This is a genomic window from Sporosarcina sp. FSL W8-0480, from assembly GCF_037963765.1.
Lineage (GTDB): Bacteria > Bacillota > Bacilli > Bacillales_A > Planococcaceae > Sporosarcina.
On record NZ_CP150166.1, the window covers coordinates 3,058,691 to 3,085,369 of the forward strand.

At 38.3% G+C, this 26,679-nt stretch carries 13 protein-coding genes; 2 read left to right on the forward strand and 11 right to left on the reverse strand.

Annotation, left to right across the window (positions count from 1 at the left end; all coding sequences use genetic code 11):
• Positions 1-21 precede the first annotated feature (21 nt).
• The 4 genes from NSQ43_RS15590 to NSQ43_RS15605 are packed head-to-tail and all read right to left on the reverse strand — an operon-like array spanning position 22 to position 17,701.
• Positions 22-13,824: an amino acid adenylation domain-containing protein gene (locus NSQ43_RS15590; RefSeq protein ID WP_339251672.1), complete on the reverse strand. Its 13,803-nt coding sequence runs from the start codon at positions 13,822-13,824 to the stop codon at positions 22-24.
• Complete coding sequence (locus NSQ43_RS15595) at positions 13,811-14,521, reverse strand: ABC transporter ATP-binding protein (RefSeq protein WP_339251674.1); 711 nt, start codon at positions 14,519-14,521, stop codon at positions 13,811-13,813. The genes NSQ43_RS15590 and NSQ43_RS15595 overlap by 14 nt, the downstream gene beginning before the upstream one ends.
• A gap of 49 nt (positions 14,522-14,570) precedes the next feature.
• Positions 14,571-17,042 (reverse strand): FtsX-like permease family protein, encoded by a 2,472-nt coding sequence (locus NSQ43_RS15600; protein WP_339251676.1) that lies wholly within the window; start codon positions 17,040-17,042, stop codon positions 14,571-14,573.
• A gap of 5 nt (positions 17,043-17,047) precedes the next feature.
• Entirely contained in the window at positions 17,048-17,701 is a 654-nt protein-coding gene (locus tag NSQ43_RS15605; protein WP_339251678.1) for a 4'-phosphopantetheinyl transferase superfamily protein, read from the reverse strand.
• A gap of 737 nt (positions 17,702-18,438) precedes the next feature.
• Here NSQ43_RS15605 and NSQ43_RS15610 point away from each other — a divergent pair.
• Positions 18,439-18,873: a hypothetical protein gene (locus NSQ43_RS15610; RefSeq protein WP_339251680.1), complete on the forward strand. Its 435-nt coding sequence runs from the start codon at positions 18,439-18,441 to the stop codon at positions 18,871-18,873.
• Between the two features lie 390 nt (positions 18,874-19,263).
• Here the strand turns inward: NSQ43_RS15610 and NSQ43_RS15615 are convergent, their stop codons facing one another.
• The 6 genes from NSQ43_RS15615 to NSQ43_RS15640 all read right to left on the reverse strand — a co-directional run bounded on the left by NSQ43_RS15615 (position 19,264) and on the right by NSQ43_RS15640 (position 24,914).
• Positions 19,264-20,769 (reverse strand): tripartite tricarboxylate transporter permease, encoded by a 1,506-nt coding sequence (locus NSQ43_RS15615; RefSeq protein WP_339251682.1) that lies wholly within the window; start codon positions 20,767-20,769, stop codon positions 19,264-19,266.
• A 14-nt stretch (positions 20,770-20,783) separates the two neighbouring features.
• Positions 20,784-21,230, reverse strand: a complete 447-nt coding sequence (locus tag NSQ43_RS15620) for a tripartite tricarboxylate transporter TctB family protein (RefSeq protein ID WP_339251684.1) — start codon at positions 21,228-21,230, stop codon at positions 20,784-20,786.
• A gap of 40 nt (positions 21,231-21,270) precedes the next feature.
• Entirely contained in the window at positions 21,271-22,242 is a 972-nt protein-coding gene (locus NSQ43_RS15625) for a tripartite tricarboxylate transporter substrate binding protein (RefSeq protein ID WP_339251686.1), read from the reverse strand.
• 21 nt (positions 22,243-22,263) lie between these two features.
• Positions 22,264-23,142, reverse strand: coding sequence for a DUF1932 domain-containing protein (locus NSQ43_RS15630; protein WP_339251688.1), 879 nt, complete (start codon positions 23,140-23,142; stop codon positions 22,264-22,266).
• 17 nt (positions 23,143-23,159) lie between these two features.
• Positions 23,160-23,843: an RraA family protein gene (locus tag NSQ43_RS15635; RefSeq protein ID WP_339251690.1), complete on the reverse strand. Its 684-nt coding sequence runs from the start codon at positions 23,841-23,843 to the stop codon at positions 23,160-23,162.
• A gap of 201 nt (positions 23,844-24,044) precedes the next feature.
• Complete coding sequence (locus NSQ43_RS15640; RefSeq protein WP_339251692.1) at positions 24,045-24,914, reverse strand: MurR/RpiR family transcriptional regulator; 870 nt, start codon at positions 24,912-24,914, stop codon at positions 24,045-24,047.
• A gap of 323 nt (positions 24,915-25,237) precedes the next feature.
• On the opposite strand from NSQ43_RS15640, the gene NSQ43_RS15645 reads away from it, so the two are divergent.
• A complete protein-coding gene (locus NSQ43_RS15645; RefSeq protein ID WP_339251694.1) occupies positions 25,238-25,690 on the forward strand; it encodes a hypothetical protein in 453 nt (150 codons plus the stop codon).
• A 155-nt stretch (positions 25,691-25,845) separates the two neighbouring features.
• On the opposite strand, the gene NSQ43_RS15650 is transcribed toward NSQ43_RS15645, so the two are convergent.
• Positions 25,846-26,679 (reverse strand): 3-keto-5-aminohexanoate cleavage protein, encoded by an 834-nt coding sequence (locus NSQ43_RS15650; RefSeq protein ID WP_339251696.1) that lies wholly within the window; start codon positions 26,677-26,679, stop codon positions 25,846-25,848.

The window sequence follows — 26,679 nt, forward strand, 5'->3', positions numbered from 1 at the left end:
TTATCTCCTTTCATATAACGTTTAACTAAAGATATTCAGAATATCTTCCAATTCTTCAACTCCCATATCTACGGCATCAAAATCGGAAGGAGTAGCCACTACTTCTTTTTGAGTAATACAGTGCTCAATCACTTCAAGTAATGATTCCGTATAGAGTTTACAAAATGCCTCCATACTTTCTTTTGTAAATTTATTTTCCTTATAACTTATATATCCATATAGTTTTTCATCACTTTTTTGGATGTCAATGCTAATGTCATAAGGCAATTCATTTCTTTCATCACTTGTTACCCCAGGACTAATCGAAGACATTTCAAATTCGTGTTCTTTATCATCATTCATCACAAGATCCATATCGCCCATATAGTTAAATGCTATAGATGAATTTAAATTTCTCTCTGTCGGTTTTTGTTGTTTCCACAATGAATATCCAATCCCTAAGTTCGGAACCTTTCTTAACATTTCTTTCGTTTCGACTATACTTTCCTTCATAGTGTCAAAACTTCTTAAATGGACTGGATAGATACTTGTGAACCATCCAATTGTTCGATCCAAATGGATATTGGACACTACATCGTTTCTTCCATGACTCTCCAAATCTACCGTAACTTCATCCACGCCCTTCCACTTTTTAAGCGCTACCATTAATGAAGTTATTAGGAGATCATTTACATCTGTGCCGTAAGCATTGAATGATTCATAAATAAGCTTCTTTGTCGTTTCAGAATCGAGTGTAAAGCTTTCATATCCAAGCCCGTTGAAGGATAAATTTGTTTCACTCTCTAATTGACCTGCAGGAATATGACTATACACCTTTTCCCAATAGTTGCTTTCCCCAATGAAGGATGTGCTGTTCAAGTATTCTTTTAGAGCATTTGTCCATTGCTTATAGGATGCGGTTTTATTAGGCAAGACGATTGCCTCATTTTCAACTGCCTGGCCATAAGCTGTTGCAAAATCCTCCAATAGAATCCTCCAAGATACACCGTCAATAATAAAGTGGTGAATGGCTATCATTAAATAATCGCAGTCTTTTGTTTTAAACAATGCTGCCTTCACTAATGGACCATGCTCCAAATCCATCGTTCTCTGAATCATAGTACTTTCCTCTTCAATTCTTCTTTCGAGATTTACCCAATTCGTGCAGTCGAATTCTTGAAGAATAAATTTTCTATTCATTTCCGATGGCAATATGACTTGATGATCATCCTTTAAAACAACTCTAAGCATGTCATGGGTTTTTAGGAGTACATCCAACACATCCCGTATCGCGAATGCAGATAAGGCAGTTTTACTTTTCAACATGACAGCTTGGTTATAGTGATTTCGGTTCATAAGGTTCCATTCAATAAATCTCTTCTGTATCGGAGACAAATCGATCTCCCCGTTTACCTCTCCTTGCTCATAATGGACTGTGATTTCTTTTACTTCACTGACAATACTCTCTACACTTTGCAATCTCATAATGTCAGCGATAGTTATTTCGTAGCCAAATTCCCTAACTTTCGGCACTACCCTAATAGCCTTTATTGAATCTCCGCCAAGCTCGAAGAAATTATCCGTAACGCCAACTTGTTCAATATCCAAGACCTCTTCGAATATGCTGCATAGCATTTCTTCAACAGGAGTTCTTGGCGCAACATACTCATCCTGTCTTTCATATTCGATTTCCGACAAGGAATCCTTATCGATCTTCCCATTTATCGTCAATGGGATTTCGTCAATTTCCATCACAAAGGAAGGTATCATGTAACTTGGCAATTCTTTACGTAGCTCGCCTTTTACTTCAGAAAGATCGATTTTCAGTCCGTTTTTGGGTACGACGAAAGCTGATAGGGTCTTATCCCCTCTATATTCTTTAGCGATGACAACTGCGTCTTGGATCCCCTCTTGCTTCCTAAGGGCATCTTCGATTTCTCCCGGTTCGATTCGATAACCACGGATACTTGTCTGTTCATCAATTCTTCCGAGATACTCCAGTTCGCCATTCGGGAGCCATCTTGCTAAATCACCCGTTCGATAAAGTATCCCTTTTCCAAATGGATTTTCCACAAACTTCTCTTTCGTCAACTCTTCCTGATTGAAATAGCCTTCACTTACTCCTGCACCTGCAATGCATAGCTCTCCCGGGACATTAATGGCACAGAGCTTGTCCTGATCCATAATATAGATCTGGGTATTGTTGATAGCTTTACCGATTGACACTGCAGTACCTTGGCCTAATCCTGAATAGACATAATCGCAACAGCCGACTGTCGCTTCTGTCGGTCCGTATTCATTGTGGATTTTTATATGGCTTCCGAACTTGTCCAATATATCTTGCGCAAGTTGTACGCTGAGTTCTTCCCCACCTACGATTAATGTGTTCAGTTTCCTTAATTGTTTTGGCTGTTCTTGTATGGCCATCTGTAAATGCGATGGCGTCATTTTTGCGAAGCTGTATTTGTCATCTTGGAATATTTCTTTTATTGTCTTTTCTACGTCTTGTTGCTGGATGACTAATTTACCTCCCGTACATAAAGGAAGGAATAATGTAGTCACCGTCAGGTCGAAACCGACACTCGTAAACAACGGCGCACAAACTTCATCAGTGACATACGAGCCTTTCCCATACTGCAAGTAGTTGTATAGATTACTATGCTTGACCATGACGCCTTTCGGTTTTCCGGTAGTTCCCGACGTGTACATGATATAGACAAGATCATTTTCATGATGAAGCCTTGGTGGATTAGCTACTTGATGGCCCGACACAGTAAATTCTTCATCCAAGTTAAGGATTGTTGAATTGACTGTTCCAAGTTCTCGAAGGGACGACAGTTCAGAGTCGCCTACAAGGATGACCTTTGGCGCCGAATCGTCTACAACATATTTCTTCCGCTCCAATGGATAGTCCGGATCGATTGGAATATAGCTGCCCCCCGCCTTTATGACAGCATAGATTCCTACTATCATTGCGGCACTTCTGTTTGTTAAGATAGCGACCCGTTCTCCCGGTTTAATGCCTAAGTCGACAAGTTTATTCGCAAGATGATTGATCTTATTATTCAATTCGCTATAGCTCAATTCGTTCTTACCATCTACAAGAGCAATTTTTTCCGGATTCACCTCCACAGCCTCTTCAAATAGTTCTTTTACTGTTTGCTGTGTATCGATGATTTTCTCGGTATTGTTGAAATCCTTGAGCATATTCAATGTTGCCGCCTCATCGAAAAGAGCAACTTCCCCAATCGTTTTTTCAGGATTGGCAATGATTTCATTGAGTATATGGAAATAATGTTCAACAAGAATTTTCATGCTTGATTTGTTGAATATTGCTTCGCTATAGATTAAATCAAGATGGTAGTGTCCATCGCCATATTCCATTTGGAAATCCAAGTCGAATTTCGCAACTGGTTTTTGACTGACCGTCCCGAGTGTGAAATCTTTCGTTCCGAAAATTACCTCTTCATTGTTTTGAAGCGTGAACATAATATCAAAGATCGGATTTCTGCTGAAGTCACGATTGGTTACAGTTCTTTCAACCAAGTCTTCAAATGGATATTCCTGATGTTCGTATGAGCTCAAGGAATGTTCTTTGATTTCATCTAATAAGACTTTGATCGATTTATCTTTTTCCGGATAGCCTCTCATCGCAAGTGTATTTACAAACATCCCGACGATATTGGCAGTATCCGGATGAGTTCTTCCAGATATCGGACTTCCTATCACTACATCCTCTTGTCGGCTGTATTTGCTGATGCAAACCATCAAGGCTCCTAACATGACCATATAATCCGTATAGCCTTCTCTTCGCGCAAACATTTTCAATTCTTCCGTGACTTCTTTGGCTAACTGTTTTTTGACACGATCCCCTTTGAAGCTCTGCAGCTGTGGCCGTTTGGCATCAAGAGGGAAATCCAAGACAGGTGGCTTTTCCTTATGAGTGCTTAACCAGTAGTTCTGTTGTTCAGCGAGGTCCCTGTTTAACATCCATTCACTGTAATCTTTGTAGTGGACGTTTAGGGAAGGAAGTTCATTCCCTTCGTAAAGCTGACAGAACTCCTGGATCAAAATGTTCATGCTCATACCATCAGAGATAATATGATGCTTATCAAAGAGGAGATACCCTTGGTCATCTTCTGTCTTGATAATCTTCACTCTTAGCAAAGGTGCTTTACTGAGATCGAAAGGACGTACGAACTCCTCTAAATAGACTTCCGAAGGTAAATTTGCGTCTCTTTCCTCTATATCAACTTCGATGGCAGCCTCAGCAGCAATCTTCTGCACAGCTACTTCCTCTTCAAAGTGGAAACTCGTTCTTAGCGATTCATGCCTTTGGACCAACCGATCCAATACGTTCTGAACCTTTTCCACATCTACTTTCCCTGTATACGATAAGCAAATTGGCATATTGTAGCCGATTTCGGATTCATTCATTTGATTGAGCAAGAAAAGACGTTTCTGTGCTGATGACATCGGATAAGTTTCCTTATTCCCTGCTTTTGGAATCGGTTCGTAATTCCCTGCTTCCATCTCTTCGATATGCTTGGAAAGTGATTCCGGAGTAGGGTATTCAAATAGATATTTAATACCTATACGTTTATTCAGTTTTTCCTCTAACTGATTGACAACGTTCATGGCTCGTAAACTATGACCGCCAAGTTCGAAGAAATTATCCGTTACACCCACTTGTGGAATGCCTAAGACTTTTTCAAATATCTTACAAACCGCTTCTTCAACAGGATTTTTAGGCGCAATATATTCTTCGTGCCTTACCCATTCAATGTCCGGCAACGCTTTTTTGTCCGTTTTCCCGTTTACCGTCAATGGGATTTCTTCTATTGCCATAATGTAAGCCGGGATCATGTATTCAGGTAATTCATTTCGTACACCTGCTTTTACAGAGGCTATATCCGTCGCGTTTTCTTCTTCCATCACGACATAAGCGAAAAGGGCTTGATCTCCTTCGCCTATTTCTTTGGCGATGACGACTGTTTCCTTTATGCCTTGTTGTTTGTTGAAGACTTCCTCTATTTCCTGCAGTTCAACACGATAACCTCGAATCTTCACTTGCTGATCGATTCTACCCAAGTACTCGATATTTCCGTCCGGGAGCCATCTCACGAGATCTCCGCTTCGATACATTTTCCCTTCACCAAAAGGATTATCGACAAACTTCTCCTTTGTCAGTTCCTCACTGTTTAAATAGCCTCTACTGACGCCGGAACCTGTTATGCATAATTCTCCCGGAACCCCAATTCCGCATAGTTGCTCTCCTTGGAGAATATATGCATTCCGCCCTACTATCGGCTTGCCGGCAGGGATGGTGCTTGTTTGATTTTTAGGCACTTGATAAAAAGCAGCACATACCGTTTCTTCCGTAGAACCGAATGTATTTCCGACATTGGAATGTTTCAATAAATTATCGATATAGCTGTATTTGAGTGTATCTCCGCCATTTAAATAGAGATTTACAGTTTTAGGAATTCGGCCTTGATTGAACTCCTTCAATAACAGAGTCGAACAGCTGATTAATGTCACTTCATGCCCGTCCATATAATCACATGCTTTATTTATATCCGTGATTCGTTCTTCATTATAAAGAACGACTTTTCCACCTCTAATATGGGCTGGATACACTTCTTCAACGATGGTGTCAAAGTTATAGGCCGTATGCTGCAGCGCTACTGTTTCCTCGGATATGTTAAATTCATCTGCAAAAGATCGGACATAAGAGGTGACGCCTGCATGCTCGACCATGACACTTTTTGGTTTTCCACTCGTTCCGGAAGTCGACGTTAAATAGATCAAATCCTCTTTCTCATTGATCTTTACCGGGTTCTCTTCACAACCGCTATACGCATCTTCGGAAAACAGGTGTAAACAAACATAGTCTCCCTCCGGGGCGTCTACCCCTTTCCCCAAGAGAATCACTTTCGGGGAATAGTCGTTTAAGATGAAGTTAATCCGGTCTTTCGGGAAGCTTGTATCAATTGGTCCATAGGCTCCACCGGATTTCATGACGCCATAAATTCCTACCATCATCTCTAAATTTCTTTCAGAAAGTATAGCGACGATGTCATTTCTGCCGACGCCTAATTCCCTTAATTTATGCGATAGTGAATTGGCTTTTCTATTCAGTTCATCGTAAGTAAGTTCTTCATCTTCAAAGACGAGTGCGATGTTGTCAGGTGTTTTAACAACTTGTCTTTCAAAATGCTCAATTATCGTTTCACTTGAATACATCTCATCCAAGGATTCACTTTGGTTGAATTGCTTTACAACCATTTCCTGTTCTTTTTCATCGATTAAATTCAAGTGACCGATCACCTTGCCCGGATTTTTTATTATTTCCTTGATCATAAAACTATAATGCTCAAGGAAATATTCAATACTTTCCGGGGTAAATAGCTCTTTTCCATACGTGCAATTTACGATAAACTCGCCATTTTGTTCATATACATCTATGTCTAAATCACATTTAACCGATAGTTCTCCTTCAGTCCAGTTTGAGATCGAAATACCATCAATACTGAACTTCGCTTCTTCGTTGTTTTGAAGAGTAAGCATTATATCAAAGAGCGGATTCCTATTTAGTTCCCGGTTTTCCACCACATTTTCTACAAGCTTTTCGAATGGATATTCTTGATTTTCATAAGCCGTTAGACAATGTTCTTTGACTTCGTCTAAGAAGTCGTTCGTCAGTTTGTCTTTTTCCGGATATCCTCTCATAGCCAATGTGTTGACGAACATGCCTACTATATTTTCAGTGTCCGCATGGGTTCTGCCAGATATCGGACTTCCTATAATAATGTCTTCTTGTCTGCTATATTTACTCACGCTTATCATTAAAGCTGAGAGAAAAACCATATAATCTGTATAACCTTTTCTCCTTGAAAAGGACTTTATTTCCTTTGTCATCTCTTTTCCTATGGACTTTTTTAAACTTCCTCCTTCGAAAGTTGGAGTCTGTGGCCTGTTGAAGTCCAGCGGAAAGTCTGATGCCAATGGTGCTTTATCGTGAATAGCCAACCAATAGTCTTCCTGTTTTTTCAGATCCTTGTTAAGCATCCATTCACTGTAATCTTTATAGTGGATAGTAAGGGCTTGTAGTTCCTTTCCTTCGTAAAATTGGCTAAAATCATTCACCATAATATTCATACTCATGCCATCGGAAATAATATGGTGCATATCAAATAGAAGATATCCTTGATTTTGGTTGACTTTAATAATCTTTGCCCTTAACAAGGGTGCTTCAGTTAGATCAAATGGACGTACAAAGTCTTTTAAATACACTTCCGGCGAAGCGTCATTGACTCCTTCGGACATTTCAAGCGGGATTTCACTGTTCAAGCTAATCCGTTGGATAAATTCTCCCTCTTCGTAATGGAAGCTCGTTCGGAATGACTCATGTCTATCCACTAACTTAATAAGGGCCTGCTCGACTTTATCTTCGTCAAGTGATCCTTCATAGGTCAGGCAAAGCGGCATATTATAACTTACATCCGCTTTATCCAATTGGTGGATTAAAAATAGTCTTTGTTGCACGGAGGACATAGGATACGATTCTTTATAAGCCGCTTTCGGAATAGGCTCATAAGCATTCCCTTCAAGTTCCATCACATACTTGGACAATAATTCAGGAGTAGGATTTTCAAATATATATTTGAAACCTATACGTTTCTCCATACGTTCCTCAATTAAATTAACGACTCCCATAGCTCGTAAACTATGGCCGCCTAATTCAAAGAAATTGTCCGTTACGCCAACTTGTTCAATACTTAAAACCTCTTCGAATATGCTGCAGAGCATTTCTTCAACAGGATTTCTTGGAGCAACATACTCATCCTGTCTTTCGTATTCGATTTCTTGTAAAGCATTTTTATCGACTTTCCCATTAATCGTTAATGGGATTTCTTCGATTTCCGCGACAAAGGAAGGAATCATAAAGCTTGGCAATTCTTTTCGTAAATCGCGTTTGACTTTGGTGAGATCCAGTCCTATTCCATTCTTCGGTACGACGAATGCCGTAAGAAGCTTGTCTTCTCCAGTTTCTTTCACGATTACGACTGCGTCTTTTATCCCCTCTTGCCGCCCTAAAACTTCTTCGATTTCTCCAGGCTCAATTCGATACCCCCGGATGCTTGTTTGTTCATCAATTCTGCCAAGGTACTCCAATTGACCGTTCGGCAGCCATCTTGCTAAATCGCCCGTTCGATAGAGAACTCCTTCTCCAAACGGATTTTGCACGAACTTTTCTTTCGTCAGCTCTTCTTGATTGAAATAGCCCGCGCTTACCCCTGCTCCTGCTATACAAAGTTCTCCCGGAACATTTATGGAACAGAGCTTGTCCTGATCCATAATATAGATTTTGGTATTGTCGATTGCCTTACCGATTGATACAGCCGTTCCTTGTACCGATCCTTTGTTTGATCCCGTATAGACATAATCGCAACAACCAACTGTCGCTTCTGTCGGCCCGTATTCATTGTGGATTTTTATATGGCTTCCGAACTTGTCCAAGATTTCTTGTGTAAGTTGAACGCTCAGTTCTTCTCCACCCACAATTAACGTGTTTAGTTTCTTGAGCTGTTTTGGTTGCTCTTGGATGGCCATCTTTAAATGTGATGGCGTCATTTTCGCAAAGCTGTATTTGTCCTCATGGAATATCTCTTTTATTGTTTTTTCTACGTCATGATCCTCAATGACTAATTTTCCACCTGTACATAATGGAAGGAATAAGGTTGTCACCGTCAGATCGAATCCGAAACTTGTAAACAATGGCGCGCAAACTTCCTCCGTGACATAGGATTTTTTCCCATACTGCAAGTAGTTGTACAGGTTACTATGCTTCACCATGACGCCTTTCGGTTTGCCGGTCGTTCCGGAAGTGTACATGATATAGACAAGATCATTTTCATGATGAACCCTTGGTGGATTAGCTACTTGATGGCCTGACGCAGTAAATTCATCATCCAAGTTAAGGATTGTTGAATCGACTGTTCCAAGTTCTCCAAGTGCCGACAGTTCAGAGTCGCCTACAAGGATGACCTTTGGCGCGGAATCCTCAATGACATATTTCTTCCGCTCCAATGGGTAATCAGGATCGATTGGAATATAACTTCCTCCAGCCTTTATGACGGCATAGATTCCTACTATCATTGCGGCGCTTCTGTTCGTCAAGATAGCGACCCGTTCCCCGGGTTGAATGCCTAATTCCCGGAGGTTGTTTGTCAGGTAATTGATCTTATTATTTAATTCTTCGTAGCTTAATTCGTTCAGCCCATCCACAAGTGCAATTTTTTCCGGGTACTTCTCCACGACTTCCTCAAACAGTTCTTTTACCGTTTGTTTTGTATCGATCAGATTATCGGTATTGTTAAATTCCATAAGGATGTTCAATGTGTCAGTCTCATTGGAAAGCTTGAGTTCTCCAATCATTTTGTTAGGACTAACGATGATTTCATTTAGTATATGAAAATAATGTTCTACAAGGATTTCCATGCTTTCTTTATTGAATAATGCTTCGCTATAGATCAAATCGAGTTGATAATGTCCGTCGCTATATTTCACATGGAAATCCAAATCAAATTTCACGACTGTTTGATGACCTATAGTACCCAAAGTGAAATCCTTTGTTTCGAAAAGCACCTCTTCATTGTTTTGAAGCGTAAACATAATATCGAAAATCGGATTTCTACTGAGATCCCGATTCGTTACGATTCTTTCAACCAGATCTTCAAATGGGTATTCCTGATTTTCATAGGAATTCAAAGAGTGTTCTTTAACTTCATCTAAAAAGGCTTTGACGGATTTACCTTTTTCAGGATAGCCCCTCATTGCAAGAGTGTTTACGAACATTCCGACGATACTAGTAGCATCCGGATGGGTTCTTCCGGAAATCGAGCTTCCAATAATAATATCCTCTTGCCGGCTGTATTTTCCGACGCATACCATTAAAGCCCCTAACATGACCATATAGTCCGTATAGCCTTCCCTTCGAGCAAAAGCCTTCAATTCTTCCGTAGCATTTTTTGAAAGCAATTTTTTAACACTTTTACCTTTAAAGCTCTGAAGTTGAGGCCTTTTGGCATCGAGAGGGAAATCCAAAACAGTTGGCTTTTCCGCATAAATGTCTAACCAATAGTTCTGTTGACCGTTGAAATCCCTATTCGACATCCATTCACTGTAATCTTTGTATTGGACAGTTAAGGAAGTAAGTTCTTTCCCTTCGTAAAGCTGACAAAACTCCTTGATCAAAATGTTCATGCTCATGCCGTCCGTAATAATATGATGCATGTCAAATAGAAGATAACCTTCGTCATCTTTGGTCTTGATGATCTTTATCCTTAACAATGGTGCTTTACTTAGATCAAAAGGACGTACGAATTCCTTCAAATAGACTTCCGATGATGAGCTTGCATCTCGTTCTTCCCTTTCAACCTTGATGCTTGCCGCGGCAGCAATCCTCTGGACAGCTTCCCCATCTTCAAAGTGAAAACTTGTTCGTAGCGATTCATGTCGTTGTACTAATTCATTCAATACATTCTGAACCTTTTCTTCATCCATTTTTCCTGTATACGATAAGCATGCCGGCATATTGTAACTGAGTTCGGCTTCATTCATTTGGTTCAGTAAGAATAGCCGCTTCTGCGCCGATGACATCAAGTATGAATCCTTATGCTCAGCTATCGGGATAGGTTCGTAATTTCCGACTTCCATCTCTTCAATACGCTTGGAGAGCAGTTCCGGAGTAGGACAATCGAATATATGGTTCATTTCAATACGTTTCTTCAACTTTTCCTCTAACAAGAGTACGACATTCATAGCTCTTAAACTATGTCCGCCTAATTCGAAGAAATTATCCGTTACACTTACTTGTTGAATCCCGAAGACTTCTTCATAGATGTTGCAAATTGTTTCTTCAACAGGATTTCTTGGGGCAATGTATTCAACAGGTCTTTCCCATTCGATATCCGGCAAAGCCTTTGTATCCATTTTTCCGTTTACGGTCAAGGGAATCTCATTGATTGCCATAATATAAGAGGGGATCATGTACTCGGGTAATTCTTTTCGTAAACTTTCTTTTATAACGGCTAAATTCACATCTTCTCCCTCTTCCATCACCACATAAGCGAAAAGGGCCTTATCTCCGTCCAATACTTCTTTAGCGATGACAACTGTTTCCTTTACTCCGTCTTGTTTGTTGAAAACTTCCTCTATCTCTTGCAGCTCAACCCGATAGCCCCTAATTTTCACCTGCTGGTCAATCCTGCCTAAGTATTCGATGTTTCCGTCTGGCAGCCATCTGACCAAATCCCCGCTTCTATACATTTTCCCCTCACCAAAGGGGTTGTCGACAAACTTTTCATTTGTAAGTTCATCCCGATTTAAATAGCCCCTACTGACACCGGTGCCTGTAATGCATAATTCTCCCGGAATTCCGATACCGCAAAGCTTGTCACTATTCATGACATATACTTGTGTGCCGCTGATTGGCTTTCCGATTGGAATCGTATCGAAATCAGTTGGTATCTCATAAGTTGTCGTAAATGTCGTATTCTCTGTTGGACCATATCCATTGATGATTTTTACATCCGGATACATAGATTTAAACTTTCTAATATGATTAACAGATAGTTTTTCTCCACCTACTAACAGATGGTCCAGATTTTCAAACATATCAGCTTTAATATCTAACATTTGATTGAATAAGCTTGATGTCATCCAAAGGGTATTTATTTTGTTTTCTTTTAGGGATTTTGATAGTTTATTAACATCTGTTAACGTTTCATTCGGTTCTAAATACAAAGTGCCCCCGTTCAGTAAACTACCGAAAAATTCAAATGTCGATGCATCAAAGGCAATAGATCCGGTTTGAAGAATCCTTGTATTTTCATTGAAAGCGACGTAGTTTGCATCTTTCACCAATCGAATAATACTCTTATGCTCAATGAGACTTCCTTTCGGCTTTCCACTCGTTCCTGAGGTGTACATTATGTACGCAAGGTGAGTACCGTCTACTGTTATGTTTGGATTTGTATCAACGTTGTTATAACTTTTATTATCTTTTAAATTCACTCTGATTAAATCTTGTTTAAAATCATAATAAAAATCTCCAAGTAGGGCTATTCTTGCACCTACATCTTCCACGATAAAATCTATGCGTTCTTTTGGATACGTGTGATCAATCGGAACATAGCTTGCTCCAGCCTTTAAAATCCCCATTATTCCTACTAATAACTCTAAGGAACGTTCCCCGTAGATGATAACCGGTTCTTCTTTTTCAACTCCAAGCTCAATTAATGTATGAGCCATTGCATTCGCCCTTTTATTTAATTCGTCGTAACTCATCCCTTTATCCCCAAATCTAAGGGCAGTTTTATCCGGGAATTTAGTTGCCATTTCTTCAAACAGCGCACTCACACTGAATTCATCATAATTTCCTGTTGAATGATTGAATTCCCTAATTATCATTGCTTCCTCTTCATCAGTAATGCTGTTAATCGACTCCACTTTACTGTCAGGATGCAATGCGAAATGCAGGACCGTTTTCTTTAGTTGCAGGAGGATTCGTCTAATATCGTTTTCCGAAAATAAGCTTGGATCATAGAGCAGATCTAATTGCAAAGTGTCTAAATGGCTAACACGTAATGTAAGTGGGTAATTCGTTTGTTCCCTTGCTTTACTAATTTCAAATGACAAACCTTCTTTCTCCGACAAAATGCCTTCATTTGTTACAAAGTTTTCAAAGGCATATACGGAGTGAATAAGGCCCTTGTTCATGGATCTCGATTGAATTTCCGCAAGGGAACTATGTTGGTAGTCAAGGCTATTCGCACCCTGATTTTGCATGTTATGCAACAGTTCCATGCAGCTTATTTCATCCGTAGCCTCGACCCTTGTAGGAATGGTATTAATGAACAGGCCTACAGTTTCTTCTATATTAGGTAGTGAAATGTCTCTGCCTGAAACGACTTTTCCAAACACCACATCATTGGAACCGCTATAGGATTGCAATACAACACCCCATGCAGTCTCAATTAATGTACTGATAGTTACGTTGTAAGCAACCATCCTTTCCTTTACGATATTGAATTCCGTTTCGGTAAAAGGAATACTGAATTCTAAAACACTACTATCAGTAATTTCCTTATTACCAAAGGATTGAATCTTGGCATTTGTATCATATCCATGCAGCAGATTGTCCCAATAGGTGTAACCCTCCTCCTCATCTTTCATCTGCAACCACTTAATATAATCACCATAAGTGGTCTTGCTACGATTTGAATTTTTAATGGCCGACATAATATTTTCTTTTGATTCACCTTTTTGCAAGGCGAAATAATTATTCAAAAAGTCTTCAAAAAGAATCGGCAAACACCAGCCATCGATAATGATATGATGAAAACTCCAAACCAATATCCATTCACCCTTGGACAATCTAATCGCAGCTACCCTGAAATTTGTAGATTTCTCAAAATCAAATCCTCGCTTTACATCCTGTTCAAGAAACTTCTCCACTTCGACTTCTTGTTCAACACCTGATAATTCTTGAAGGTCCAGTTTAGTAAACTCTATTTGTCTATCTTTCAGTACAATTTGCACTGGTTTTTTAAATCTATTCAGAGGAATCATTGTTCTAAGAACTTCATGTTTTTGTGCAAGAAGTTGTATGCTTTCATTCGCCAACTCTACAGAAAAGTCACCTTTGATTTTTAAACTTGTCTGCACAACATAGTTTCCAGACTTCTCATTCACGATTTGGTGAAACAACATCCCTTCTTGTAAAGGGCTCAGAGAGTAGACCTTCTCGATATTATTATTCAGATTATGCGTACTCATATTTCAGACCCTCCCTAACCGTATCCTCTACAATCACTCCATCACGTAGCCGAATTAATCGGTTTCCATATAGAGCCGTATTTTCGTCATGTGTTACTTGAATGATGGTGATTCCATACTTTTGGTTAATTTCTTTAAATAGCTCCATAATCGTTACACTTGTCTTACTATCCAAATTCCCTATTGGCTCATCTGCAAGAATAATACTAGGGTTAATAATAATTGCTCTCGCAATGGCTACCCGTTGTTGCTGCCCGCCCGATAAGCGACTTGGAATTTCCTTGCGCTTATGACTGAGGCCTACGATCCCTAAGATTTCATCTAACTTCTCACTATAATCTTTCACGTTTTTCCCACTCATCGCGATGGGCAAAAGTATGTTTTCCTCGACTGACAGATTGTGCACCAAATTATAAAATTGAAACACAAACCCAATATCCGATCTACGTAACTTACTTAACTCTTTATCTTTGAGCGATTGAATGTCTTTCTCTTTTATGATGATTTGGCCAGAAGTAGGCTTGTCCAAGCCTCCCAATAAATACAATAATGTACTTTTCCCACATCCCGATGGCCCCATAATCGATACAAATTGTCCTTGTTCTATATCAAAGGAAATGCCATTTAGAACTTTTGTTAAATTGCTTTTATCTCCAAAACTTTTCGTAACATTACTTACTTTTATTACCTTTTCCATATATGATTCCCCCATTAATTTATACGTTAGTGGTAACAGCATGATTGGCTTATTCGTACTTGATTTGTTCGACTACATTCATTTTGGAAATCTTAAACATTGGAATTAGGGCAGTTAGTAGTAAAATGATAAATATTATGCCGACAACAGAAAGTATTTGAAGCCACTGAAAACTAAATTGTAAATACACACCGATTGAGCTTAATAACCCTTGTAGCAAATTGCTCAACCATAGGCTCAACAGTAATCCGAATCCACATCCGATTAAATATGAATTCATGACTTCAAAAAAGATCATAGTATTTAATTGCGCCTTGCTCATTGATACCGAATACAACACTGCATACTCTTTTCTTCTTTGTATGAAACCGATAACTTGGTTGTTTATCAAGCCTACAGCTGATAGCAAAATGGATAGAAATAGGAATATCCATACTGTAGACAGCAAGCCGCTCACTCTTTGATCTTGCTCTTCCATAAATTCGTCTATTGTTTGTACTGTAATATCCTCTCCGGATAATTCTTTGTATAACGTCTTTTTCATTTGGTCTAAGTTTTCATTGGAAGCAACATACATCGTACTTGGTACTTCATTTATATCTTTTTTAAACTGTGCTTCGGAAAAAACGATTGTATTTCTTGAAGTGGAAAATAGTGATGAGTCGACCGTGCCTACTATTTCGACTGTGAAATTTTCGGATTTCATATTATCCGATTTAATCACTAACTGATCTCCTATCTTCAAATCATTTTTCACGCCATAATACTCGTCAATCATGACTTGCCCAACTTTAAGTTCCTTTATCTTTCCATCCTTGTTCTTAACACCTAATCTTTCATCCTCTAAACCAATAACAACAAGACTTAAATCATTTCCATTGATGTTTACATCATCGTAAAGTGTATATAAAAAGCTAATCCCTTCCACACCTGATACTTGCTTTAACTTCACATAGTCGTCTTCCTTTTTTTCCATTCCATAAATCTGAATATCCGATTCAAATGCATCCTTTGCTTTGCCGAATAAATTCTCAAGCGACATCGATGTAATGAATATCATTAAAACGACAGAAAGCGAAATAACGACAAGTTTAATGTTTGAGTTGATGATCTTACTATCTGCAATATTTCTTGCCCCTAACGATGGCGCTTGCCCGAATATTGCTTTATTCACCTTACTAAAGAACGTGGATACGTATTTTGTAACAAAGGGTAATATCCAAATGCCTCCAGTCATCGCAGCTAACAACGCAAGTAAAGAAAGGATAATATCATAGTCATTGTTTACCGTGTATAGCGTATAAGATATACCTAACAGCACAAACCCGATAACGGTAAGGATCCAAGGTGCTCTTTGAATTGCGCTAAATTCTTCAAATATCAAGTTCTTTATGGAATATCTACCGATCTGATAGATGACTTGAAGTACACTTATCAATTGAATAACGACAGCAAAAACAAGTGCAAAAAGTATATAACTATAATTCAGCGGTGTAGCTATCTGCTCCATCGACACACCGGATATCCCCGCTGTTAGTGCGCCTAATATAGCTTCTTTAAAGGAAATCCCACAAATGACTCCAAGAATTCCACCTAATAATCCATAGATAAAATTCTCTACGATCATTATGAGATTCACTGTTGACTTAGTGGCACCCAAGCTTCTAAATGTGCCTACAACAGGTATTCTTGACAGTAAAATAACCTTTGCATTTGAAGAAATAACATAATAGTTCATGATGATCGCCAATACCAAGATGATTAATAAAACCTGGCTAATCATACTCGTATTAAAATCGATCAACTCTTGATCGACCAAAGCTTGTATATTGAAATCCTTATTATTCTTTATAAGGGTCTTAATGCTATCGCTAATAGTCGCATCATCATCCAAGTTAAGTAAAAGTGAATTTACTTTATCGCTTTGATCAGTTATGCTTTCGACTTCAGCGTTGGCTAATACGACTAAATTTTCATTCTCAACACCAAGGAATAATCCCGTCTTTTCCCCAACTGCACCTACTTTATATTCCTTTACACCAGCTTGAGTTTGAATGGAAATCGTATCGCCTACTTGATAGCCATAGTTTTCGGATAGTTGCGGGCTAATTAAAATTTGATCTTTTTCACTTAAATCGAAATCGGCTTGCTTTGTTTGAAATAATCCTGAGTCCAAACAATCCTCTTTCCCGCAGCCGTACAATTTAAGGGTTAATAAGTCATTATTGTCAACGACTCCAAAGGTGATGATCGCAGCTGATTCTTCTTTTACTTTTATATCCTTGCTTGTAAAATCGCTTGCACTAAAAAATGGGTTTTCAGCATCTTTATTGGTAACAATCACATCGTAACCATTATAGGATTCTTGATATAATGCCTCGTATTGTTGTAAAATATCATCTTGGGCAACAAGGTTTATATACAAAATAAATGTTGAAATCATAAGTGATAGTAAAATTAACAGGCCTCTTAATTTGTTTTCTCTGATGTTTCTTCCAACATACGTCGTAAAAATCTTCATTTCTCTTAACCCCTTATCGTTTTTATAGCCACGGTTAATACGTAGTTTTCTCTTAAATTGATTTTCTGATAGAAGTCGCCCACTTCATAAGCAGTTAACGCTGTCAAAGGCTCAACCAATCCAGTGCCAAGCATCTTAAAATAACTCTCTTTCATCGTCCAAATTTTGGTTAATGTCAGATCCTTATCAATTGCATTGTGGAATACCTTTAGCTCTTTTGGAGAACAAAAAGCCGCAGCCAATTTTTCGTTATACTTAATAATGTCCTGTATATCCACGCCGACAGTTTCATCAGCAATTACACAAGACACGCCAGCTCTGCAGTGGCTAATATTAAAATGTATTTCTGGGAATAATTTTAGAAAAGGTTTATTATGTTCATTTAGTGTGAATTCATAGGAGTCGTAAATATCGAAGGTTTCTTGCATAGCTAACACAAATAACGCGTACGAAATAATACATAGCTTTTTGTCTATTTTATTCCTGTATCTCTTTGCTTTTAATTGGCGCTCTATCGGCATGATTTCATACATCATCGCCAACATTTCATCACTAACTTGCTCCAATGCGGTATGTGTAAAAAGATTTACTACCTTGCCATTCATATGGATTTTTTCAGTTGAATAATCCTTCAAAATAGTGGCCACTTTTTTCATCATTTTTTCTACCCCAAACTATTATTTATTTTTCATGTTGCCCCCTTGATCTATGCTGTATTTGTCGAATTTCTTCTTGTGCTGTTCTACCGTTTTAGTACTTTCGCTGATTTCTCTCTTTTTTCTTTTTCTTGATAAAACACATTGTCGAATTACCAAAATATTCATTTGTGTACGTCTATTATATCTATACGAAATAAAATATTCCATATAAACTTAATATTTAATAAATACAGATAAAAGTAACTAAATAGAATTGATAGTAAATGGTAAGTTTTTCATGTTGAATATTACGAGACTTTTAAAATACAAATTTACCCTGTTCACTCTTTCCTATAATGGCTTAAAATCATAGGATGAATTACACAGTGGCAATTAATTCTTATTTACTGTATAGAACACTGTCAGTATTTGACTTTTTTTGTTTTGTAAATTAGGCAGTACCAATTCACTTTGTCAGCAAAAAGGGCTGTCACAGAAAGTCAGTAAAACTTTCTGTGACAGCCTCATTTCCGGATAGCTTTTTTACTAACAAGGACTTACTTTCATCACTTCCTTATTGTAATAAATATACATATAGAAATAACTTTTGCACTAAGCATATAAACTACCTATCATTTATTTCTCTATGATTCAGTATTAAGGTAATGGTATAATAATTTTAATACACAAAAATAGTCACCTTATAAGGTATAGAAATAATAGACTACTATTAAACATAGAATTTGGAGTGAATGAATTTGAGGTTGGCGGCTGATATTGCTTTTATGGAGGAGGTAAAGAGGTACAACGAGCAAGAACTCAGGGAATTGGTCTACAATACTTATAATCTATTAGGTGAAAAATATAATAAAATTGTTGGCTTTGGTTTTGGCGGTTGCAAGGAGTTTGTGGCAGCTCTGATTTTGTCGGAATTTGATCATACGACTTCTCAGTATATAGATCATGGGGTTGAACAGGTCTTTATGGGCAATTGGGGCCCTGTTGATTTTAGTAATTTTATGGATAAGGTGATTTTCGAAAACAGTTGTATTTCCTATCCTGCCTGGAGCAGAGCTTATCGATTTATAGTGAAGAGTCATGCTTGGTTGGAAGACCATCCTTGTTCTGCGGCAAATACGGTTCGCTCATCCGCGACTAAGGGCATCTTTTCAAGGAAGTTAATTAATTCATAATAATTGCGAGGTACCTGTGCAGGAAACATTCAATCCATTAAAAAACGGGGCTGTCCAGAAAGTCAGTAAAAACTGACCTTATGTGACAGCCATTTTAAATTACACAATGAGTGGTAATGTTGATTTCCGCTTCAGGCGGACGCTTTCCGCCGGCATGGCTTGAGCCTCCTCGGTCGCTAAAGGCGTGCGCCCTGCGGGGTCTCAAGGCTCATGCTATTCCGGCAGGAGTCGCCGCCTTCCGCTCCAATCAACGGAAATCCTTTCAATATGGAATACATACTTACGAGGTACCTTAACAAATGAAAATCCCCAGCAACCGACTTATTTGGTTGCTGGGTAACTTATTGTATCTGTTATCTGTAATTTAGTTGATGGATGCCTTTTAATATCCTAAGCTACTTTCTTTTTCTTCACAACCCCACTCAAAAACGGTGATACGAATGTGATTGCAGCAACGATTAATAGTACGGCTGAGATAGGTCTGTTGAAGAATATGTTAAAATTGTCTTGGGAGATAAGCATGGACTGATTATAGCTTGTTTCTGCAAGTGGCCCAAGAATAATTGCCAAAACAATCGGTGCAAGTGGAAATCCATATCTTCTTAAGATGAAACCAATGACCCCGAACAACAACATGACCCAAATATCATAAGCGTTATTATGAATTGCGTACGAGCCAACAATACTTAACAATAAAATAATAGGTCCTAACACAATAGGCTTCACGACTAATACTTTTGAAAAAATCCTTGCGCCGCCAATTCCAATAACAATAATTAGGATGTTTGCAACAAATAAGCTGAAAAATAAGGAGTACACAATGTCCCCACTATGTGTAAAAAGTTCCGCACCCGGTCGTAATCCATGAATGAGTAGACCACCTAAAAATACAGCGGATACGGCATTACCAGGTATTCCAAGTGATAACAATGGAATTAGTGATCCACCAGTTACTGCATTATTGGATGCTTCAGGTGCAGCAACTCCCTGAATGGACCCTTTACCGAATGAGTCTTTATCTTTTGACCATCTCTTCGCTTCATTATAAGCAATAAATGCTGCTGGATCCGTTCCTACTCCTGGGATTATTCCTATAATAGTTCCAATGATTGAGGAACGACCCATGTTAGGAGTCAGTCTTAATAATTCTTTAAACTTCGGAACCACTTTTCCTGCCACTGTCGGGATTTGCGAAAGTTCTAATCCTTCATCATTTGACAACTTACTGGAAATCATTAAATTAAATGCTTGAGATGCTGAGAATAATCCAATCAAAACAGGGATCAATGCGAATCCATCCAATAACGCAGGATGTCCGAAAGTGAATCTTGGATATCCGGAAATAGGATCCATGCCGACCGTTGCTATCAAAATCCCGAAAACCCCTGCCAATAAACCTTTCACAGGACTTTTACCAGTCAAACTTGAGATAATTGTTAAGCCAAACACTGCTAAAGCAAAGTATTCTGGTGGACCGAATCGTAAGGATTGTTGGGCCAAAAACGGTGCGAAAGCCGATAAGGCGATGACACTTACAATCCCACCAAAACCAGAGGCAATTGCTGCAATCCCTAATGCTTTAGCACTTTCGCCTCTTTTTGTCATTTCATAACCATCTATTACCGTTGCAGCTGCTGATGGCGTTCCAGGTGTATTCAATAAAATCGCTGAAATCGACCCAGAAAATACAGATGCCGAATAGACTGCACCAAGTAAGATAAGTCCGGTTGCCGGATCCATCGAAAAGGTAAATGGGATTAATATCGCAAGTGCCATTGTGGAACTTAATCCAGGCAATGCCCCGGTGAATACTCCAAATAACACACCACAAAGAATGGCGAATATATTAGTCGGTGTAAAAACGTTCCCTGCTGCCGATAACCAAACCTCTAACAATACGTTTCACCTCTTTAATAAAAGTTCTCGAATAGCCCTTGCGGTAATGGAACCTTTAAGAACACCTGAAAGATTAGCGTTACCACTATAGATGATGCTATTGAAATAATAATGACATTCTTGAAATGTCGGTACCCAAAAACCCAAAACAAGAAAAATAATAGAATGATAGATGATACTGTGAATCCAAGGAAATCCATCGCAATCATGTAAATAACTGCCGATGCAGCAATGATTGCCAAAAGCTTATATTCTCTTGTTGATATTGTATTTTCTGAAACCTGCTCGCGGTCAGGTTTCAGTTTGGTGTCCACAATAAGAGCTATTGCTAAAACCATGAGGACGACAGCGAAAAACTTTGGCCAAAATGCCGCCACTTCACTAAATTGGAAGGAATAAAAGAATGCAAACAGGCCTAATGAAAAGAAGATCCCCGCTAAAATACCATTGATTTTAAACATTTATTCACCTACTTTAAAATGATAAATTGATTACCCTTAATCACTTACCTGCGAATTTCATATATTTATTATAAGTGTCATCAATAATTGCTTTAAATTCTTCTGCATTTTTATACGTAATATTGATACCTGAATTTGTCATTTGCTCTTGATACTCTTCTTGCTCAGTAATTTCCTTAAACTTCTCTTGTAGGTATTCAATTATTTCTGGATCAGTTCCTTTTGGTGCCGCAAATCCTCTCCATGAACCTGACACGACATCTAATCCATGTTCACTTGCTGTTGGTACATCTGGTATTAAGTCTGATTTTTCGCTATCAAATAGTAGAATTGCTTTCATTGCACCACTTTTCAATTGACTTTCGAAGCCTGAGTAATTACCAATCAATGCATCGATATGTCCACCCGCAACTGCCGCAACCGCCAATGCTTCACCGTCGAATGGAACTGTTGTGATATCGATTCCCGCAACTTCCGCTAGTTCTTTGCTTGTAAACGCCGGTACTGTTTGCGCACCAGAAACTCCTACGCTAATTTTGCCCGGATTTTCTTTTGCATAGTTGAGGAATGATTCAGCATCATCATATGGTGCATCTTTCCCTAATACTAAAAAGAAAGGGTCATTAACAGTCATGATAATTGGAACAAAATCTTCATGTGTATAGGAAACGTTATTGAAAATTGGATTACTTACAATAGAAGAAGTGATTAAAGTTAATGTATAGCCATCTGGTTTTGCAGTGGCACCAGCTGTTTGACCAATACTGCCTCCCCCACCGTCTCTGTTTTCAATGACTAAAGATTTCCCAACGATATCTTTCGCGTGGTTAGCAAGGATTCTAGATGTATTATCCGCAGGACCCCCGGCCGAAAACGGATTGATTATTTTAATCGGTTTTGTCGGATAATCTACTCCGTCTTTATTTTTAGCGTTATCATTCGAACACCCTGCCAATACTACTAATAGGGCCAATACCATAAATGAAATTACTTTTGTGAAATTTTTTCTCATCGTTAATCCCCCTTGTATAATTTAATTTTCTTGAGCCATTTGATCCAAAACATCTTTCCAAGATGATGGTGTGACACCGTCGAACTTTTCTTTCAATCGGAAACTATGCATGTATTCAAGTTTTTCACGTACTGCTGTCGCCATAATTGCATTCACATTAAGCGATTCTAACATTTGGTTCGAGCCAGACATTTCAGTGAATCTTCGTTCTGCATGAATTGCAGTCCCTGTCACCAAACGATTTAATGTACTTTCGAAATCTGCTTTATTCATTGTTTCTGAAACTGAATGAATTACAAGTTCTTCAATTTCCAATTTCCGTGCTGCCTCCAACATCTCCACACCTAAAACCGATAGACCCTTCATAAATACACTTCTTACTAATTTTACAGCTGATGCTTCACCGGCAATATCACTGATCTTTGTCAAATCCATTTGGTATTCTGCAAACAATTTGATCATTAGATCTACACCATTTCCACTCGCATAAATCGGTACTTTATGTTTGTAAACTGGCAGAGGTCCCATCATAGCCGCATCGACAAAAAGGGCATCCTTTTGAATAACGCTTTCACTTATCGCCTTTTTGATATCCGGACTTGAAGCTGAAACGTCAATATAGAGTGTATTTTTTTGAATAAAAGGCAGTGTCGCTGTACTTACGGCAAGAGCTTTATCCGCCGGTACTGCTACAACTAAAACAGTGGATTGTTGAACCACATCCTCCAAATTCGGGATGAGATTCACATTTGCTTTATCAGCCCTTTCTTCTATTACTTTCCCGTAGACAGGATTATTTAGGGATGCATCAAATGCAATGATACCTTTTATTCCTTCCTCATTAAATCCTAATGCCATATTAAATGATGCTTCACCAAAACCAATAAACCCTACTTTCATGTCCAATCATCTCCCAATTAACGACCTTCAAATTGCTTCATTTTATCTCTTAACCAATTCGGTTCGATACTATTTACAGGTGCATTTTCACTTTTAAGCTTCGAATACTTTAAAATTTCTTCGATTCTACTATTTTCATAGACTAATTTCTTTTCCGCATTTGAAATTGTATCTTTTAGCATATCACGGGGTATTACTACTACTCCGTCTGTATCCCCAACAATTAAATCACCGGGATTTACGACAATACCACCACACGAAATTCTTTTATTAATCGTTCCCGGACCTTCTTTAAACGGGCCCGCGGGAATAAAACCTTTTGCAAAAATAGGAAATTCCAATTTTGATAGTTCATCATGATCACGAACTAACCCATCAATAATGATGCCCCCAAGATTTTTGGCTTTTGCAGCAAACGCCATTAACTCTCCAAGGTATGCACGGTGTTCATAGCCTTTCCCGTCAACAACTAATACACTACCTTCCGGGGCCGTATGAATAGCTTGATGTAAAAATAAATTATCACCAGGTTCCAATGAAACCGTAAATGCAGGTCCAATAACTCTTTGTTCAGCGGTAACTGGTTTTATTTTATAATCCATTGCACCCGAATTAACTAACCCATCACATAGCAATGTAGAATTTAGTTGCGAAAGTCGATCAAGCAAATCGTTTGGTAGCCTAAAATTGTTAGTATTCATCGCTTCTCCCCCTCATTAATAAAGCGCTTTCAATTACGGTGTAAAAATTTCTACTTTTTTAACCTATGTAATATTTATTACCTCTCACAGTTTTAGAATAGCACCCCGTTTTAGAAAAGTAAATACAATTTACGAATTTGCGAAAATAAAAAAAGACAATTCTCTAAAGTAAATGAGAGAGTTGTCTAAGAAAGCTGTAGATTATTGGTTTGAAGGTAAATGGTGATAATTAATTTCAGTTAGAATATCATTGACTTTATCCAGTCGCGATTTAATTTTCTCATGGTTCTGTGCAGCCACCGCTGTTATTAAATAATCTGCCAAGAAAATTGATGAAGTTATTGAATTATGAAAAGATAGGCTACTTGAACTGCAAGGTAGAATTACATCTGCATACTTTACCAGAGGTGATGAGTAACTGTCCGTAATTGCAATTACCGTAGCCTCCGCCTTTTTAGCATGAGACACTAAATCTACAATGCGACGTGCATATCTTGGATAACTAATTGCTATCACTACATCCGTAGAGTCAAACCCCGCAACATCATCAATCCAATCGCTCTGATCTGCATTTTGGAGTTTTGTATTCCCCAATAATCGATTTAACCCATGCGTTAAATACTGCGCTACTGGTAATCCGCTTCGTACACCCGTGCAATAAATATTTCGTGCATTTAATATCGTTTTTATTGTTTTCTCCAACGATTCATTAGTGATGACATCAAATGTATTCTGGATACTATTTATTTGAAAGTCAACGTACTGTAACCATAAATCATTTTTGGTCAAATCCTTCATGTTTGCTTCAAGTCTCGTATGTGGGGCGGCCTTACTCCTCAAAATCTCCTGTAACCCCTTCTGGAATTCGGAGTATCCAGAATACCCTAAGCTAAATGTTAACCTCATAATGGTAGTTGTACTTGTGCCAACAATTCCCGCCAACTGATCCACTGTATAGAATGCAACATCCATGGGATTTTTAATAATAAAATCCGCAACTTTTTTCTGTGTATCCGTTAATTCATGCATCTTGATCTTCAACTTCTCAATCGGATTGCTCAAATCCCTCACCCTTTTCACCACGATGGAATATTTATTACATCTTAATTTTATAATGTATATACTACTACATGAATTCCAATTCTCCAAGAGCATACTGTATTTTGTAAAGGTGCCTGTGCAGGAAACATTTGTAAAGGTGCCTGTGCAGGAAACATTAAACCTAATTATACAATTGTAGTGAATTAACTGAATTCAACCATGCACAGGTACCTAAAAAAATACGGATTACAACAATCTGATTTTTGTGGAAATTTCAAAAGACACTGGGTGGCAATACCTGTACAATAGTTATTGATAGGTGTACCAAGTAAATTTACTTTGGAGGGTTCACGATGGGGATTAATAAAGTCACATTAATGGAAGCGTATATGATTGAAACAATCCGAAGTAATGGCATTTCAAATCAGGAGTTGTTGACCCAACTCGAGCAAGAGAATAAAAGTGTTTGGGAGTCCATCAATCAAAATTTTAATTATGATGATTTAATCGCACTTTACATTCAAGATAAAAGTGCATTCAAATCTATTCTTACGGATGGGTATCACGTGAAATTCATTACCATAAAAGGCCTACAAACCCTTTTGGAAATGAAAATAAAAAAAACAGCTGGAAAAGACTACACTTTGTCAGACAAGGGCATGGAACATTTGATAGTTACAGAAACGGAATTAACAATGCTGAATCAGATTCTCTCAAAGAACTGGACAATTGAAGAATTACCTACAGATATAGAAAACGTCCAACTAAAAGAAATTAGCATACAACTTGCATACTCACTCGCCTAAAGTAATGTGTTGAATGGATAAGCAGTTTCCTGTAAAAGGGATAACGAAAAAGGGACCAGGTTCTAAGACAATTTCGAATTCAATGGGAGCCCAGTACTCCAAAAATGAACCCAACCCTTAATTTTCGAATTAAAGGTTGGGTTTATAGATGATGATTATTGATAAGAATGATTTTTTAAACCAAGAATATCCCTTGCTTCATCAGGTGTTGCAACTTCTTTCCCAAGTTCCTTAATGATTCGTTTAGCCCGTTCAACAAATTCAACGTTTGACTTGGCCAATTGATCTTTTGCATAAAAGATATTATCTTCCATCCCAACCCTTATATGCCCCCCTAAAGCTAATGTTGCATAGAGAATTGGAAGATGCATTTTCCCAATACCGAATGCGCTCCATGTGGAATTTTTCGGTAACAGATTCTTTAAATGAAGTAAATTATCAATTGTTGCCTTCATTCCGCCCGGAGCACCTAAGACAAACTGAAAATGAGCTGGTGAGTCTAAAATCCCCTTTTTCAAATAGTATTCGGCATTATAAAACATACCTGTATCAAACACTTCTATTTCAGGTTTCACATTATGTTCTTTCATAGTTGTTCCCAGTTTTTCCAAAAACTCAGGACTATTTAGAAATACCGTTGAATGCCCCCAATTCATCGAGCCTGCGTCATAGCTCGCCAACTCGGGCTTTAATTCAATAAATGGCAACATCCTTGAATCATCATCCATTACGAGACTTCCGGAAGTTGTCAGATTCAATACGATATTACACCGTTCTCTAATAAGATTTACCGTTTGTCGAAACTTTTCAATGTCCATTGACGGTCTTCCGTTATCATCACGGACATGAATATGTGCAACTGATGCCCCAGCTTGATAGCAAGCAAATACCTCGTCCGCTATTTCCTCTGGTGTAAGTGGAACATAAGGTGTTTCCTTTTTCGTTGGCCATGCGCCAGTCGTTGCAACTGTCAATATAACTTTCTCCAT